Genomic DNA, 16281 nt, shown 5'->3' with positions numbered 1-16281 from the left:
AAACGGTCTTGCTGCCACATTCCCGAGATAGGAAGGAAAACCCACACATTGAATTTTATCGAACCTAATCGGAGCGTTCTTGCTTTCGCCATTTATCAACAGTATCTGCAACATTGAGGTCATCAGGGCCTTCAATCCATTTTTGATAAAAATCAATATCATCACTATTAGGAACAGGATCAGCTTTATAGAACTGCACTCTAGTTGGTAATGGTACGGCCTCGCCAAGAGCCATACATTCGCCTCGCCCCAACCCGGACAAAATATCAACTAAATCTCTCTCCCCTTCTGGAACAAGATTCTTAACATAGTTTTGGTCTGTGGGATTTGTAATCCTAAGACATATAAAAGAACCACATTGTGCCAAAACGGTTTCAGAGAGCTCATGTGGTCTTTGACTGACAACCCCTAACCCGACACCATACTTCCTCCCTTCTTTGGCAATTCTCTCCATAGATTTTCTAGCGCCAGAAAATTCCATAGAAGAATCTCTTGGGATATATGCATGAGCCTCCTCGCACAAGAGAAGTAATGGAAATTCCTTATATTCGGCGTTTTTCAAGATTGTTGTCGTCTTTTTTCGTTTACGCAGCTAACTCTTCCTTAGAATCAGTCCGCTGCGGGTTTAAAGCGATCTCCCCAACCGGCTCCCAATTCCTGGTGTCACCAGACCATCGTTGCGGATTTTGCCGTTTTGCCTGCTCGTAAATCCGCTTGCGGTTCGACAGTATTTCCCCATCCTTTCCTGCATGCCTCTGGGCAGGTGTGACAAACCTGATGCCACTGTGGCGATGCTGATGGTTATACCAGTGCATAAACTCCTCAGCCCATTGCCTCGCGCTCTCCAGCGACTCAAAGCCTTGTGAAGGCCAACTGGGACAGTACTTCAATGTCCGGAATAGCGACTCTGAAAACGGATTGTCGTTACTCACGCGCGGTCGGCTGTGCGATGGCGTGATGCCCAGTTCATTCAACTTCACCTGCAAGGTCTGCGATTTCATCGGCGCGCCGTTGTCCGCGTGCAACACCAGCGGTTGGCGGAAGCACTGTTCCCGCATCACCGCTCGCTGTATGAGCGTCGCGGCATCTTCGCCCGATTCCTGCTCATGAACCTCCCAGCCCACACCCTTACGGCTGTAGATGTCCTCCACCAGATACAGGAAGTAGAACTGTCCTCGCACTCGTGACGGCAGATAGGTCACATCCCACGACCAGACTTCATTCAGCGCTTGTGCCACGTGTGTCGTCGGCGCCTTGGGCTTTTGGCGTGCCTTGGCTCGCCCACGACAATGAAGCTGATCGGCCGCTTTCAACACGCGATAAAAGCTCGATTCCAAGGCGATATATTCACCGCGATCGGCCAGGCGCGGTACAATCTGACTCGGCGGCAAACTGGCAAACTCGGGTTCATTACACACCTCGATGATCCGCTCGCGCTCCTGCTTTGTCAGTTTGTCGCTCGACTCCGGTCGTGTCGCCAATGGCCGCAAGTCTTCACCCACTTCCCGGTACAGGATTCCCTTGTTCTCTGGCTTTGTTGCGCCAATTGTACAAGGTTCCTTCACAAATGCCTTCCTCTCTCGCCACCTCCGGTATGGATAGGTTGTGGGGTAGCAGCATCTTCTTCAGCACCGCGGCTCTACGCTCAGCAAAATAGCGTGGCATATCATTCCCAATACCGCCCCCTGTCTAGTTTTTCACCATTTCACTGGAGGCGACAACAATCCTGACACAGGGGGCCTACGCCAGTCTGGCCTTAACCGCCGGCGTCAATCCAGCATTTATCGCCAACCAACTTGGTCACGGATTGGAAATGACACTGAATATCTACGGCAAATATATCAACTCAGAAAACGACAAGCTGGAGCTGGCAAAGATCGAAGAACAGGGAGAAAAATGAAAGTGCGGCAAAAACGTGGCAGGAAATACGAAAAATCACCTAACCCATTGATTTTAAACAAGAATAAATGGCGGACCGGACGGGACTCGAACCCGCGACCTCCGGCGTGACAGGCCGGCATTCTAACCAGCTGAACTACCGGTCCGCGTAGCTGACCTGGTGGGTGGTACAGGGATCGAACCTGTGACCTACGCCTTGTAAGGGCGCCGCTCTCCCAGCTGAGCTAACCACCCCAAGTCAGGAGCCGGGTATTCTAATGATAAAACCGCCAGGGTCAATCAATTTTCTATAAAATTCAAAAAATTAGCCCCACAAACCAGCCCGATTTAAACCCCGCGCTCAAGGTGGGAAGAGAGGACGGGGTAGACACCCAGCCTCGATATTGTGAGCGCTGCAGATCAACTACAGATTACAACTCGCAAATAGTCTTATTTATATTATAATAATCGACGGTCCTGGCTTATCGAGGATAGTATTGTTTGTGGACGCTGCCGGCATGCTATATCCGGCCAAAAAACTGGGCAACACCTGAGTAAATGAAGAAGGGCGATGGCGCCGGGCGGCAAGACAGTACAGACCGAGAAAAAATACCCCAGACCCGCAACCGGCAACACAGATCGAGAACGGACACCCCAGACCCGTAACAGACAGCACAGACCGAGAACGCATGTCCGATACATTTGAGCCCACCGAACACCCGCATCGTCGCTACAATCCGCTCACCGGAGACTGGGTTTTGGTGTCCCCCCATCGCAGCAAGCGCCCCTGGCAGGGCCAGTCTGAAGTACCGGACCTGGAGGCCAGGCCCGCCCATGACCCGGAATGCTACCTGTGCCCCGGCAACAAACGGGTCACCGGTGATGTCAATCCCGATTACTCAGGCACCTACGTTTTTACCAACGATTTCGCCGCTATCAAAACCGATACGCCCCCGGTGCAAACCGATGACCCGTTGTTTTGCCTGCAAGCGGAGCAGGGCACCAGCCGGGTTATCTGCTTTTCTCCCGACCACAGTAAAACCCTGCCGGAACTGAGTCGCGCCGAAGTGCGCCAGGTAGTCGACTGCTGGGCCGAGCAGGTGGCAGACCTGGGCCGCGCTTATCAATGGGTGCAGGTCTTCGAAAACAAGGGCGCCATGATGGGCTGCTCCAATCCCCATCCCCACGGCCAGGTCTGGGCCCAGCGCCACCTGCCGACCCTGGCGGAACGGGAGGACCGGCACCAGTCGACCTATCACAGCGACACCGGCGAAGCCCTGTTGCTGGCGTACGCCCGCCGCGAGTGGGACAGTGGCGAGCGCCTGGTAGTGGCCAATGACGACTGGCTGGTGGTGGTGCCTTACTGGGCTTGTTGGCCGTTTGAAACCCTGCTGCTGCCCAGATTCGCCGTGGCCCGCCTGCCGGACCTCGGCGACGCACAGCGCGACAGCCTGGCAGATATCATCCGCCAAATCACCACCCGCTACGACAATCTGTTCAACACCTCCTTTCCCTATTCGATGGGCTGGCACGGCGCGCCGGAAGAGGGCCGGGCGCGGCCGGATTGGCAACTGCACGCACACTTCTATCCGCCACTGCTGCGCTCGGCGACGGTGCGCAAGTTTATGGTGGGCTACGAAATGCTGGCAGAAAGCCAGCGGGATTTGACCGCCGAGCAGGCGGCCGCCCGCTTGCGGGCATTGCCGGCCGAGCACTACCAGGCCGCCCGCGGTTAACGGAGATTCTCAATGAAGGTGGATACAGGCAATCTGGGGCCGGCGGTCGGCAATGCATTTGAACAGCACTTTGAGCGCCCGCCGCAGTCGGTTTTCTCCGCCCCCGGTCGCGTTAACCTGATCGGCGAACACACGGATTACAATGACGGTTTCGTGTTGCCGGCGGCCATCGACTACCGTATCTGGATGGCTGCCGCACCCCGCGAGGACCGGCGCATTAATGCTATCGCCCTCAACCAGTCGGGTGCCGGCGGTGAGCCGTCCCGGGTGAGCTTCCGCCTGGATGCCACGATCGAGACCGATGCCGCGGCCCCCTGGAGCAATTACCTGCGCGGGGTGGTGCGGGAGCTGCTAAACCGCGATTACCCCCTCTGCGGCGCCGACCTGGTTATCGCCGGCAATGTGCCCCAGGGGGCGGGCCTCAGCAGTTCAGCGGCGCTCGAAACTGTGAGTGTCAGCGCCCTGACCCGCCTCGCCGGCGCCGCCATCGACGGTGTGCAGGCGGCCCGGGTTGGGCAGGCGGCGGAGAACGACTTTGTCGGCTGTAACTGCGGCATTATGGACCAGTTGATTTCCTGTCTCGGCGAGGCGGGCTGTGCATTGCTGCTGGACTGCCGCTCGCTGCAAACCCGCGCCGTGCCGCTGCCGGCGGATATGTCGCTGCTGGTGGTCAATTCCAATGTCAAACGCGGGCTGGTCGACAGCGCCTATAACGTCCGCCGCGCCCAGTGTGAGCAGGTCGCATCGCACTTTCAGGTGGCGGCATTGCGCGATGTCTCCCTCAACCAGTTGGCCCGGGCGCAGAACCAGCTCGATCCCGTTGCCTATCGCCGCGCCCACCACGTGATTACCGAAAACCAGCGCACCCTGGATGCCGCCGAAGCCCTGTCCGGCGGCGACCTCGAGGCCATGGGCCGGTTAATGGAAGCGTCCCACGCCTCGATGCGCGACGATTTCGAGATTACCGTGCCCGCCATCGATGCACTGGTCGACATTATCAAAGCTGTGGTGGGCACCCGTGGCGGGGTGCGCATGACCGGCGGTGGCTTCGGCGGTTGTGTGGTGGCACTGGTGCCGGCCGCTTTGCAGGCGTTGGTGGTGGAACAGGTGCAGCAGCATTACCCGCAGGTCAGCGGCCTCGAGCCGAGCATTGTTGTCTGCCGGGCCAGTCGCGGCGCCTTTGCCTGAGGCGTCGGGCAGGCTGTCATTGCGATGTCGTTGTGAGGGTAAGTGACAGTAGTCAGTTGCAACAGTAAGTCGCCATATTGAGTCACAACTAGCTGCAAGTAGCCACAAGGTTGTCGCGGCGTAGTTTCAACCTGTTTCCAGTGCGGTGCAAATGTAGTTCACAGCGCCACACTTATTGCCCGTGGATCGGTAGGCGCAGTGATAGGTGACTGATATACTTCGGCTTCCTCAATCCAGGCGGGCAATGTATTGATCTCTCGAACCCTTCTCCACGGTAGTTGTTTCCTGATCATGCTGGTCTCGCTGCCGGCCCTGGCGGCGGTCGATGTCTACGATTTCAGCAGTGAAACCGAACGCCAGCGCTACCGCTATTTCGTCGAGGAGCTGCGCTGCCCCAAGTGCCAGAATCAAAACCTCGCCGGTTCCGATGCCCCTATCGCCAAAGACCTGCGCCGGGAGTTATACCGCCTTTTGCAGGAGGGCAAAAGCGATCCGCAAATTGTCGATTTTATGGTCAGCCGCTACGGCGACTATGTATTGTACCGGCCGCCGCTGCAGCGAAATACCGCTGTGCTCTGGGGCCTGCCGCTGGTGCTGGTGGGTCTGGGTATGCTGGTTTTTGCGTTGATTCTGCGCCGCCGCCGGGTGCGCACCGACGCCGGTGATACCTTGACGACGCTGGAGACGCTGACCGAGCAGGAGCGCCGGCAACTGGAGCAGTTGCTCACCAGCGAGGAGGGAGCCCCGGGCTCTTCGACTCAAGACTCTAAGACACAGGAGAAGGGTTAGCACCTATGGCGTTGTTGTGGGCGGGTTTTGTGGTATTGGCGCTGGGTGCGATGGTCTTTGTTCTCTGGCCGGTGTTAAGGCAGATGGTGGGGCCGGTCAGCGGAGAGGGCGGGCCGGCGCGCGGCCGCTCCAATGTCGAACTCTACCGGCAGCATGTGGATGAGCTGGCCCAGGCGCACGAGCGCGGCGATATCGACGCCGACCAGTTCCAGCAGTTAAAGCTGGAGGCGGACCGCGCGCTGCTCGAAGACAGCGCACCGCAAACCGACACTGGGGCGGCCCCCGCCCGGGGCCGGTGGGCACGGGCCAACACCGGGCTGGTCGTAACCGCCCTGGCGGTGCCGCTGGCGACTGTGTGGCTCTACTTCCAATTGGGTGCCAGCGAAGACTGGGCCATCGAGCAGATGGCGCTGGAGAACCGGCGCCAGAGCCTGATGGACCAACATACCGGCAAGGAGCCCGACCGCGAGCGAGTCCAGGCCCTGGTGACGCGGCTGCAGCAGCGCCTGGCCGCACAGCCGGACAATCTGCAAAACTGGTTCCTGCTCGCCCGTACCGCGCTGGAGCTGCAGGATTACGACGCCGCCACCACCGCTTACCGGGCCATTATCGAGCGCGATCCCAGCGCCAGCCGGGTGATGGCGGAACTGGCGCAGACGTTGTTCCTGGCCGCCGATAATCGCATTACCCCGGAGGTGGAACGCCTGGTGGCGCAGACGTTGAATCTGGACCCGAACAACGATATGGCCCTGGGTCTGGCCGGCATTGCCGCCTTTCACCGGGCCGAATACCAGACGGCTATCGACTTCTGGCAGCGGGCGCTGGCGCGCCTGGCGCCTGATGCGCCCAGTGCCATGGCCCTGACCGGCGGCATTGGGCGCGCCCGCCAATTGCTGGTCGCGGGCGCTGCGGAGCCCGGCGCCGAAGTCGCGCCGGCGGCGGCCGGGTCCGCAGGTGAGCCGGGGCTGCAGGTTAAGCTCAATGTGTCCCTCGGCAAGCAGATCACCACCCGTGCCGAGCAGGTAGTGTTTGTCTATGCCCGCGCCTGGCAGGGGCCGAAAATGCCCCTGGCTATCGCCCGTTTTCCGGTGGCGGACCTACCCCGCGAAGTGGTGCTGGACGAGTCCATGGCCATGGCGCCGGGTATGACCCTGGCCAGCTTTCCGCAACTGGAACTGGTGGCCAGATTGTCCCAGTCGGGCCAGCCTGCACCGCAGCCGGGCGACTGGCAGGCCACCCGCGGGCCGGTCAGCGCCGCCGAGCTGAGCGGGGCGGTCGAGCTGGTGATTGACACCCAAATCCCCTGACCCAGTCACCCGTCACCCCGCAGTCGTCATTCCCGCACAATGCGTGTAGAATCCCCGCCTTACGGCCGTCCATCGCGGTCGTTACCTGTTGTCGGAGGCCGCTTGGACACATGAGTTGAACACACGAGTTGGACACATGGTTGGGCCGCAGCCGGTAACGGTGTTGCCGGTGGGCGTGGGAACCGCCGGTCACTGTTTGAATGCCGGCTGTAAGTGTATTAAAAACAATGAGTTAATAAGAAGTCATTGAATGGCTAAGCAGCAACAGAAAAGCCGACCAGTAACAGAAAAACAGTGAACGGTCGCAAAACGCCCACAGGCAAAACATCTAAACTAGTCGCACAACATCTATCGGAAAAAAGTAGTTAAAACAACAGTGAAGAAGAACGCAAAGTTTTTGAGTGAAACGATTTCATGCGCTTGAAGTGTATAAAGCTGGCCGGCTTTAAGTCTTTTGTAGACCCAACCACCGTATCCTTTCCAAGCAATCTGGGCGCCGTCGTCGGCCCCAACGGTTGCGGCAAATCCAATATCATCGATGCCGTGCGCTGGGTGATGGGGGAGTCTTCCGCCAAAAATCTGCGCGGCGAGTCCATGACCGATGTGATTTTCAACGGCTCCGGTGGGCGCAAGCCGGTGGGGCAGGCGTCGATCGAACTGGTATTCGACAACAGCGCCGGCACCCTGGTGGGGGAATATGCCAGCTACAGCGAAATCTCCGTCAGGCGCAAAGTGACCCGCGACAGTCAAAACACCTATTACCTCAACGGCAACAAGTGCCGCCGCCGGGATATCACCGATATTTTCCTCGGCACCGGATTGGGGCCGCGCAGCTACGCCATTATCGAGCAGGGTATGATCTCGCGGCTGATCGAGGCCAAGCCGGAGGAACTGCGGGTTTATATCGAGGAGGCGGCGGGTATTTCCAAATACAAGGAGCGCCGCCGTGACACCGAAAACCGCATGCGTCGCACCCAGGAAAACCTCGAGCGCCTCACCGATATCCGCGAAGAGCTGGAGCGGCAGTTGTCGCGTCTGGAACGCCAGGCCCAGGCGGCGGAAAAGTATACCGAATTCAAAAAAGAGGAACGCCTGCTCAAGGCCCAGTTACAGGCCCTGCGCTACAAAAACCTGGACACCCAGGCCGGCGCCCAGCAGGCGCGCATTCGCGATCTTGAGGTGAAAGTCGAATCTTTCGTCACCGACCAACTCGGCAAAGACACCGAGATTGAAAAATACCGCCTGAACTACACCGAACTGAGCGACAAGTTTAACGAGGTGCAGGGGCGTTTCTATGCCGTTGGCAGCGATATCGCCCGCATCGAGCAGACCATCCAGCACGCCCGCGAGCGCACCCGCCAGTTGCAGACCGACCTGGAGCAGACCGACCGCGACTGCCGCGAGACCGAGGAGCACCTGCTCAGTGACAGCCGTAAGGCCGAGGGCTGGGAGGCGGAGCTGCTGGAGATCGAGCCGGAGCTGGAGCTGATCAAGGCGGCGGAGCAGGATTCCGGCGAAGCCCTGCTCGGCGCCGAAGAGGCGATGCAGCACTGGCAGGGCGAGTGGGACAGTTTCAACCAGACCGCCGCCGAACCGCGCCAGCGCGCCGAGGTACAGCAGTCCCGTATCCAACATCTGGAGCAGGTGCAGACCCGCCTGCTGGCGCGCATCGAAAAGCTGACCGAGGAGAAATCCAATCTCAGCGCCGGCCCCGCCGAGGAGGAAATCGGGCTGCTCACCGAGCAGTTGGCGGAGCTGGACCTGGAGGCCGACGCCAAACGCGGGCGTATCGAGCAGCTCAACGATGACATCAGCCAGTTGCGCGACGATAACCACGCCCGCTCCGGCGACCTGGACCGGGCGCGCACCGAGCTGCAGGCCATGCGCGGCCGCCACGCCTCGCTGGAGGCACTGCAGCAGGCGGCCTTGGGGGAGCGCAGCGAGGCTGTCGGCGCCTGGCTGGAACAACAGGGGCTGGCCGATCGCGCCCGGCTCGCCGCCGACCTGAAGGTCAGCGACGGTTGGGACCTGGCGGTGGAAACCGCTCTCGGCAACACCTTGCAGGCGGTCTGTATCGAGACCCTGGACAGTGTCGCCGGGGTAATCGGCAATTTGCAGCAGGGCGAACTGGTGCTGCTGGACACGGCGGCCCGGGTACCGGCGCCAGCGGCCGGCGGCCTGCCGGGCGAGCGCCTGCTGAGCACCAAAGTGGCTGCCGAGTGCCAACTGGACGGTGTGCTGAGCGGCATCTATACCGCCGACGACCTGGCCGGCGCGCTGGCGCTGCGGCCACAGCTCGGCGCCCACGAATCGGTGATCACCAAAGACGGCCTGTGGCTGGGCCCCAACTGGCTGCGGGTGTCGCGCGAGACCGACGCCACCTCCGGGGTGATTGCCCGCAAGCAGGAACTGGAGGAGCTCGACGCCGGTATCGCCAGCCAGGAGGCCGAGGTGGAGCGCCTCAGCCAGGCACTGGAGACGGCCGTCGAGGAGGTGAAAACCCTCGAGCAACAACGGGAAACCCTGCGCCGCGAAGCCGACGAGCACAGCCGCCGCTACGGCGAGCTGCGCTCGCAGCTGAGTGCCAAGCAGGTGCGCGTAGAGCAGATCGCCGTACGCCGCCAGCGGGTCGAGAGCGAGATTCAGGAAGCCCGCGAGCAGATGGAGCACGAGGGGGAAAATCTCTCCGAGGCGCGCATGATTCTGCAGGAGGCGATCGAGGCGATGGAGCGCGACACCGATCGCCGCGAAGCCCTGTTAAACCAGCGCGATGATATTCGTGCCAAACTGGATCAGGCGCGCCAGCGCGCCCGCCACGACAAAGACAAAGAACACGAACTGGCCATGCGTCACCAGTCGGTGAAAACCCAACTGGACGCCATTCGCCAGGGCCTCGGCCGCCTGCGCGAGCAGACCCAACGGCTGCAGGAGCGACGCGAGCAACTGCAGGCCAGTCTCGGTGAAAACCGCGATCCCATCGAGGAGCACCAGCTCGAACTGGAGGCCAACCTGGCCAAGCGCCTGGAGGTGGAGAGCGAGTTGGCCGACGCCCGGCGCGCGATGGAGGAGGTCGAGCATAAACTGCGCGCCGCGGAACAGGAGCGCAACCGTGCCGAGCAGGACGTACAGGCGGTGCGCGGGCAACTGGAACAGGCCCGTATCGAGGCCAAGACCCTGGACGTACAGCGCCAGACCCTCGAGGCGCAGATAGTGGAGGAGAACTTCCACCTGCCGACCCTGCTCGAGCAGTTGCCGGAGGACGCCGAGGAGGGCCCCATGGAGCAAGAGCTGGAGCGCATCGGCAACCGCATTACCCGCCTCGGTCCCATCAACCTGGCGGCCATCGACGAGTACAAATCCGAGGCCGAGCGCAAGCACTACCTGGACACGCAAAACGACGACCTGATGGAGGCCCTGGAAACCCTGGAAAACGCCATCAAGCGGATCGACCGCGAGACCCGCACCCGTTTCAAGGAAACGTTCGACCAGGTCAACAGCGGCCTGCAGGAGCTGTTCCCGAAGGTGTTCGGCGGCGGCCACGCCTACCTGGAACTGACCGGTGAGGACCTGCTCGATACCGGCATCGCCATCATGGCGCGCCCGCCGGGCAAGCGCAACAGCACTATCCACCTGCTGTCCGGCGGCGAAAAGGCGCTGACGGCCATCGCCCTGGTATTTTCCATCTTCCGCCTCAACCCGGCGCCTTTCTGTATGCTCGACGAGGTGGACGCGCCGCTGGACGACGCCAATGTCGGCCGCTACGCCCGCATGGTGCAGGAAATGGCCGAACATGTGCAGTTCATCTATATTACCCACAACAAAATTGCCATGGAGATGGCCCATCAGTTACTGGGTGTCACCATGCATGAACCGGGGGTCTCGCGCCTGGTGACTGTAGATGTTGACGAAGCGGCGGAACTGGCTGCCGTGTAGCCAGTCAGTGTGATATAAAGTTCGCCAAACGTAACGGGCAGGTAGGGGTTATCGCCGGGGCGACAAATCGATTTGCGAGAGGGGGGCGTGGTAGCCAATGGAAATGGGGATGCGGGAATGGTTGACCATCATTATCGTGCTGTTGATCGTCGGCGTATTGCTGGACGGTTACCGGCGTATGCGGCAGGCGCGCAAAAGCAATATCCGTATGTCCCTGAGCATGCAGACCGGCGCCGAAAGGGAAGACCTGGAGAGCTACGGCAGCGAGTTGCCGAGTGGCGGTGCCCGCGTTATCACCCGCGATGAGAAAGCCGCCGAGGCGCTTAACGAAAATGTGCGCGCCGCGTTCGAAGCATCCAAAACCACCGCCGGCCGCAAACACTACCGCATTCCCGAACAGGTCACCCTCAATCTCGATGAATCCGTCCCCATGCTGATGGAATCGGTGGATGCCGGCGAAGCCGCCAGCGAGGCCGAACGCATCGAGCCGAGCCTGGGTGAAACCGCGCTCGACGAACTCGACACCGCGCCGGTCGCCGAGCCGCCGCCGGCCGTTGAAGAGCCGCCGGCGGCGCAGCCCGAAGCGCCGGCCGTAGAGGCCGAAGAGGTGCTAGTGATCAACGTCATGGCGCCCGGCGGCGAGCGTTTCAAGGGGCCGACATTGTTGGATGCGGTGCTGTCCTGTGGTTTGCGCTTTGGCGCCATGAATATTTTTCACTGCCATGAAGACGAGCAGGGCGAGGGGGAAATCCTCTTCAGCATGGCCAATATCGTGGTGCCGGGCACCTTCGACCTGAACACCATGCAGCAATTCGAGACGCCGGGTGTCAGTCTGTTTCTCACGCTGCCCCTGGGTGCCGACAGCCTGGCGGCCTACAATCGCATGGTCGCTACCGCGCAGGCCCTGTGCGACGATCTCGGCGGCGAATTGAAAGACGAAAACCGCAGCGTGATGACCCAGCAGACCATGGAGCACGGCCGCCAGCGGGTGCAGGATTTTGAGCGCAGGCAGTTATCGAAGGGATAGGACGAAATAGAATCTATGTCGATGTCCCAGCAAACGTGCAAACAACTCGCCTCCCTGAAAGAACAGCTCAACTACCACAACTACCGTTACTACGTCCTCGACGATCCCGAGGTGCCGGACGCTGAATACGACCGCCTGCTGCGGGAACTGCAGGCACTGGAGCAGCAAAATCCCGCGCTGATCACCCCGGATTCACCCACCCAGCGGGTCGGCGCCGCGCCGCTGGAGGCGTTTGCGCAGGTGCGCCACGAAGTGCCGATGTTGTCGCTCGACAATGCCTTCGGCCCGGAGGAGCTGACGGATTTCAATCGCCGGGTGCTGGAGCGCCTGATCGCCGCCGGCGATCTGCAGGAGGGGGCGTTGGTGGCCTATGGCTGCGAACCCAAGCTCGACGGCATCGCCGTCAGCTTGCGCTACGAGGACGGCGTGCTGGTGCGCGGTGCCACCCGTGGCGACGGCACCACCGGCGAGGATATCACCCAGAATGTGCGCACCATCGACACCATACCCTTGCGGTTGCTGGGGACGGGCTATCCGGCGCAGCTGGAAGTGCGCGGTGAAATTTACATGCCCAAGGCGGGCTTTGCCGCGCTCAATCAGGCGGCCCGGGACAAGGGTGAAAAGCTGTTCGTCAATCCGCGCAACGCCGCCGCCGGCAGCCTGCGGCAACTGGACTCCCGCCTCACCGCCGAGCGCCCCCTGGAAATGTGCGCCTACAGCGTCGGTTGGTTTAGCGGCGGCGAGCTGCCGGAAAAACACACCGAGGTGTTACAGGCATTGCGTCGCTGGGGTTTTCTGATCAACAGCGAAATGGCGGAAGTCGAGGGTATCGACGCCTGCATCGACTACTACCAGCGGCTGGCCGTCCGGCGGGATACGCTACCTTACGATATCGACGGTATCGTGTTTAAGGTCAACAGTCGCCGCCAGCAGGACCTGCTCGGCTTCGTTTCCAAGGCGCCGCGCTGGGCGATTGCCTATAAATTTCCGGCCCAGGAAGAGGTGACCCGCCTGTTGGATGTGGAATTCCAGGTGGGGCGCACCGGCGCGGTAACACCGGTGGCCCGGCTCGAGCCGGTGTTTGTCGGCGGCGCCAATGTCGCCAATGCCACCCTGCACAACCGCGACGAGATCGAGCGGCTCGGCCTGCGTATCGGTGACACCGTGATTGTGCGCCGCGCCGGCGATGTGATTCCCCAGGTGGTTGGCGTGGTGGAGAAAAAGCGGCCTAAAAATGCCGCGACAATCGTGTTTCCGGATCGCTGCCCGGTGTGCGACTCGCCGGTGGAGACGCTGGAGGACGAGGCGGTGGCGCGCTGCACCGGCGGCCTGATCTGCGAAGCCCAGCGCAAACAGGCGATCAAACACTTCGCCTCACGCAAGGCGATGGATATTGAGGGCCTGGGCGATAAGCTGGTGGAACAACTGGTCGATGAGAAGCTGATCAATTCGGTAGCCGACCTGTACCACCTGACCCACGAGCAGTTGGCCGCGCTCGAGCGCATGGGTGCCAAGTCCGCCGACAATCTGCTGGCGGCGCTGGAGCAATCAAAATCCACGGCGCTGCCGCGCTTTCTGTTTGCCCTCGGGATTCGCGAAGTGGGCGAAACCACGGCGCGCAATCTCGCCAACTACTTCGGTACCCTCGAGAAGATCGCCGCGGCCAGTGAAGAGGAACTGCTGGCGGTGAACGATGTGGGACCGGTGGTGGCGCATTTTGTTGCCGAATTCTTCCAACAGCCGCACAATGTGGAGGCGGTGGCGGCGCTGCGCGAGGCCGGTGTTCATTGGCCCGATATCGAGGTGGCCGAGCGACCGCCGGCGCCGCTGGCGGGATTGACCTTTGTCTTGACCGGGACTTTAGCGATAATGTCCCGCAGCGACGCCAAGGCCAAACTCCAGGACCTGGGCGCCAAGGTGGCGGGCAGTGTCTCGGCCAAGACCCACCATGTGGTAGCCGGCCCCGGCGCCGGTTCGAAACTGACCAAAGCTCAGGAGTTGGGCGTGGATGTAATGGATGAAGCGGCGATGATCGACCTGTTGAAGCGGCACGGGGCGCTGTGACTATGTATCGGTTTGCAACTACGTATCGATTCGCCCTGTTGTTAGCCTGCCTGTGGCTGTCCGGCTGCGTGACCTCGCCGCCGAAAAAAGTGAACAATGTCTGCGATATCTTCGACGAAAAAAAAGGCTGGTACAAAGACGCCAAGGCGGCCCAGAAAGAGTGGGGTTCGTCCATCCCCGTGATGATGGCCATCATGCACCAGGAGTCGCGTTTTCGACCCAAGGCCAAGCCGCCGCGCACCCGGATTTTGTGGATATTTCCCGGCCCGCGCAAAAGCAGCGCCTATGGATTTCCCCAGGCCAAAGACACCACGTGGGACTGGTACAAGAAGTCCACCGGCAATTGGGGTGCGGACCGCGATGATTTCGAGGATGCCATCGATTTTATCGGTTGGTATAACGCCCAAAGCCGCAAGCGCAACAAGATCGCCGCCGACGATACTTACCATCTGTATCTCGCCTATCACGAGGGGCACGGCGGCTTTCAGCGGCGCACCTTCAAAAACAAAGGCTGGTTGAAGCAGGTGGCCAAAAAGGTCTCGGCCAGGTCCCACAGTTACCGCCGTCAACTGGCCACCTGCCAGGAGCGGCTCGACAGTTCGGGCTGGTGGTTTTTTTAAACGGGGGGGAGCGATTTCTCATGGGGGAAACAATGGATCAGGAATCGATTGTCTACGGCTGTATAAAAGATGCGGCGCCGTGCCTGAACGACGCGACGCGGCGGCGCAGCAACCGCGAAGTGATGTTGCAGTTGCCAAAGGCCGACGACTGGCCGTTTCTGTGCCAGGAGATGTTTGCCATCCCCCGGCCCGAGGCCAGCCTCGGCAGCTACCAGACGGAAGTGATGCATTTTGGAGCATCCTACAAGGCCGTGGAATACGAGTGGGAGCAGTGGATCGCCAAGTTTGAAGACCTGCTCAGCAAACTCTACTGGGTCTCGGCGACGGTGCATCTGGAGACCGAGTTGTCCGGTACCCACACCTTTACCTGGGAAAGCGAGAGCGACGCCCATGTGCCCGGTTCCGGTGCCATGCGGGTGCGTTGCGAGTGGAGTCACGACAGCCCCTTTTCCTGACCGGCGCCAGAGTCGGGCCAGTCAGCGGCGGTCTTTGTATCCTGTGCAGTTTGGCAGTAATATCTCCGGTAGCGCCGTCGCTCTGTTTGCCGGGCTGGCGGTTGCAGATCAAAATAATAGCCATATCAGCGCCAGTCTCGCGGCCCGACCCGCGGGCGACGCGCACTGCGGAGCGACGAGGAGACACCGGTAGTTCGGGCGGCGCCAGCGAGCTGTGACCCGCACCCGCAAGCCGTGAACTGCACCAGCGAACCATGAAAGGGGACAAGCCGACATCGTTTGATATTGCCTACCTGGCGGGGGTCTCCCAATCCACGGTGTCCCGTGCCCTGCGCGACAGTCCCCTGGTGAGCAAAGAGACCCGCGACAAGGTGCAGTCCATTGCCCGGGAACTCAATTACAAAGTCGATATCAACGCCCGCAATCTGCGCTCCAAGGACTCTAAAACCATCGCCCTGTTGTTTTGCGAGGACCCGGGCACCGGCGACTCACTGATCAACCCGTTTTTTCTCTCCATGTTGGGCAGCATTACCCGCGCCACCGCCAACTGCGGCTACGATCTGCTGATTTCTTTCCAGCAGTCCAGCGCCGACTGGCAGGCCGATTACGAAGACTCCCACCGCGCCGACGGTATTATCTTTTTGGGTTACGGCGATTACATCACCTATTCCCAGCGCATTGCCAAGCTGGAGCAGGAGGGAGCCCACTTCGTGACCTGGGGGCCGGTGATGCCGGAGCAGCCCGGTATCTTCGTCGGCTGCGACAACCAGGACGGCGCTTACCGGGCAGTAAAACATCTGCTCGGTCTCGGCCGCCGGCGCATTGCGTTTCTGGGCGGCGCCGACGAACATGCACCGGAATTTCGCGAACGTTACCAGGGCTACCGGCATGCCCTTGAAGACGCCGGTATCGCCGTGGACGCGCGTTTGCAGGTCGATGCCGAGACCTCAGAGGCAGCCGGTTACCAGGCCCTGTGCCGGTTGCGCGCCTCGGGGCTGGCGTTTGACGCGGTGTTCGGTGCCAGCGACCTGATTGCCATCGGCGCTATCAAGGCATTGCAGGAAGCCGGTGCCGAGGTGCCGGGGGATGTTGCCGTAGTGGGTTTTGACGATATCCCCACGGCGTCCTACACCCATCCGCCGCTGACCACGGTGCAGCAGGACACCAAAGTGGCCGGCGAATTGTTGGTGAAGAACCTGCTTAAACTGGTGGATGGTGAAGCGGTGGCGTCGCAGTTGCTCGAGGCCAGATTGATCGTGCGCGGGTCCTGCGGCGCTGGTTAGG

12 protein-coding genes, 2 tRNA genes and 1 pseudogene are annotated in these 16281 nt (G+C 60.9%); 10 read left to right on the top strand and 5 right to left on the bottom strand.

Annotated features, from left to right (window positions below; translation table 11 throughout):
• Positions 1-64 precede the first annotated feature (64 nt).
• From FKG94_RS13875 to FKG94_RS13860, 5 genes and pseudogenes are all read right to left on the bottom strand, one after another.
• Entirely contained in the window at positions 65-481 is a 417-nt protein-coding gene (locus tag FKG94_RS13875; protein WP_142904937.1) for an ATP-binding protein, read from the bottom strand.
• Between the two features lie 103 nt (positions 482-584).
• Positions 585-1502: pseudogene (locus FKG94_RS13870) on the bottom strand (IS3 family transposase); the annotation flags it as partial.
• Positions 1495-1620, bottom strand: a complete 126-nt coding sequence (locus tag FKG94_RS29200) for a transposase (RefSeq protein ID WP_246125167.1) — start codon at positions 1618-1620, stop codon at positions 1495-1497. The pseudogene FKG94_RS13870 and the gene FKG94_RS29200, both read right to left, overlap by 8 nt.
• Before the next feature lie 348 nt (positions 1621-1968).
• A tRNA-Asp gene (locus FKG94_RS13865) sits at positions 1969-2045 on the bottom strand.
• Positions 2046-2057: 12 nt separating this feature from the next.
• Positions 2058-2133, bottom strand: a tRNA-Val gene (locus FKG94_RS13860).
• Between the two features lie 434 nt (positions 2134-2567).
• Between FKG94_RS13860 and FKG94_RS13855 the strand changes: the two genes are divergently transcribed.
• From FKG94_RS13855 to FKG94_RS13810, 10 genes are all read left to right on the top strand, one after another.
• On the top strand, positions 2568-3614 hold the full coding sequence (locus tag FKG94_RS13855) for a UDP-glucose--hexose-1-phosphate uridylyltransferase (protein WP_142904936.1): 1047 nt from the start codon (positions 2568-2570) through the stop codon (positions 3612-3614).
• 12 nt (positions 3615-3626) lie between these two features.
• The gene (gene galK / locus FKG94_RS13850; RefSeq protein WP_142904935.1) at positions 3627-4802 is read left to right on the top strand and encodes a galactokinase; all 1176 of its coding nucleotides are present in this window, start codon (positions 3627-3629) and stop codon (positions 4800-4802) included.
• Between the two features lie 291 nt (positions 4803-5093).
• Positions 5094-5591 (top strand): cytochrome c-type biogenesis protein, encoded by a 498-nt coding sequence (locus FKG94_RS13845; RefSeq protein ID WP_142904934.1) that lies wholly within the window; start codon positions 5094-5096, stop codon positions 5589-5591.
• A gap of 5 nt (positions 5592-5596) precedes the next feature.
• The gene (ccmI, locus tag FKG94_RS13840) at positions 5597-6898 is read left to right on the top strand and encodes a c-type cytochrome biogenesis protein CcmI (RefSeq protein WP_142904933.1); all 1302 of its coding nucleotides are present in this window, start codon (positions 5597-5599) and stop codon (positions 6896-6898) included.
• A 414-nt stretch (positions 6899-7312) separates the two neighbouring features.
• Positions 7313-10831 (top strand): chromosome segregation protein SMC, encoded by a 3519-nt coding sequence (gene smc / locus FKG94_RS13835; protein WP_142904932.1) that lies wholly within the window; start codon positions 7313-7315, stop codon positions 10829-10831.
• A gap of 97 nt (positions 10832-10928) precedes the next feature.
• Positions 10929-11858, top strand: a complete 930-nt coding sequence (zipA, locus tag FKG94_RS13830; protein ID WP_246125146.1) for a cell division protein ZipA — start codon at positions 10929-10931, stop codon at positions 11856-11858.
• 15 nt (positions 11859-11873) lie between these two features.
• The gene (ligA, locus tag FKG94_RS13825; RefSeq protein WP_142904931.1) at positions 11874-13922 is read left to right on the top strand and encodes an NAD-dependent DNA ligase LigA; all 2049 of its coding nucleotides are present in this window, start codon (positions 11874-11876) and stop codon (positions 13920-13922) included.
• A 2-nt stretch (positions 13923-13924) separates the two neighbouring features.
• Entirely contained in the window at positions 13925-14542 is a 618-nt protein-coding gene (locus FKG94_RS13820; protein WP_142904930.1) for a transglycosylase SLT domain-containing protein, read from the top strand.
• Between the two features lie 32 nt (positions 14543-14574).
• The gene (locus FKG94_RS13815) at positions 14575-14997 is read left to right on the top strand and encodes a hypothetical protein (RefSeq protein ID WP_142905066.1); all 423 of its coding nucleotides are present in this window, start codon (positions 14575-14577) and stop codon (positions 14995-14997) included.
• Between the two features lie 254 nt (positions 14998-15251).
• Positions 15252-16280 (top strand): LacI family DNA-binding transcriptional regulator, encoded by a 1029-nt coding sequence (locus FKG94_RS13810; RefSeq protein ID WP_142904929.1) that lies wholly within the window; start codon positions 15252-15254, stop codon positions 16278-16280.
• Position 16281: the final 1 nt, after the last annotated feature.

The sequence above is a fragment of the Exilibacterium tricleocarpae genome, assembly GCF_007004655.1.
GTDB classification, from domain to species: Bacteria; Pseudomonadota; Gammaproteobacteria; order Pseudomonadales; family Cellvibrionaceae; genus Exilibacterium; species Exilibacterium tricleocarpae.
Note: the sequence above shows the minus strand (reverse complement) of the source record. Positions and strands in the feature narration are given on the sequence as shown.

Excerpts from the sequence above, each read along its gene's own strand:
- FKG94_RS13855 (WP_142904936.1), top strand. The coding sequence starts at position 2,568 with ATGTCCGATACATTTGAGCCCACCGAACACCCGCATCGTCGCTACAAT.
- FKG94_RS13875 (WP_142904937.1), bottom strand. The coding sequence starts at position 481 with ATGGAATTTTCTGGCGCTAGAAAATCTATGGAGAGAATTGCCAAAGAA.
- smc (WP_142904932.1), top strand. The coding sequence starts at position 7,313 with ATGCGCTTGAAGTGTATAAAGCTGGCCGGCTTTAAGTCTTTTGTAGAC.
- FKG94_RS13810 (WP_142904929.1), top strand. The coding sequence starts at position 15,252 with ATGAAAGGGGACAAGCCGACATCGTTTGATATTGCCTACCTGGCGGGG.
- galK (WP_142904935.1), top strand. The coding sequence starts at position 3,627 with ATGAAGGTGGATACAGGCAATCTGGGGCCGGCGGTCGGCAATGCATTT.
- ccmI (WP_142904933.1), top strand. The coding sequence starts at position 5,597 with ATGGCGTTGTTGTGGGCGGGTTTTGTGGTATTGGCGCTGGGTGCGATG.
- zipA (WP_246125146.1), top strand. The coding sequence starts at position 10,929 with ATGGAAATGGGGATGCGGGAATGGTTGACCATCATTATCGTGCTGTTG.
- FKG94_RS13815 (WP_142905066.1), top strand. The coding sequence starts at position 14,575 with ATGGATCAGGAATCGATTGTCTACGGCTGTATAAAAGATGCGGCGCCG.
- FKG94_RS13845 (WP_142904934.1), top strand. The coding sequence starts at position 5,094 with ATGCTGGTCTCGCTGCCGGCCCTGGCGGCGGTCGATGTCTACGATTTC.
- FKG94_RS29200 (WP_246125167.1), bottom strand. The coding sequence starts at position 1,620 with ATGCTGCTACCCCACAACCTATCCATACCGGAGGTGGCGAGAGAGGAA.
- FKG94_RS13820 (WP_142904930.1), top strand. The coding sequence starts at position 13,925 with ATGTATCGGTTTGCAACTACGTATCGATTCGCCCTGTTGTTAGCCTGC.
- ligA (WP_142904931.1), top strand. The coding sequence starts at position 11,874 with ATGTCGATGTCCCAGCAAACGTGCAAACAACTCGCCTCCCTGAAAGAA.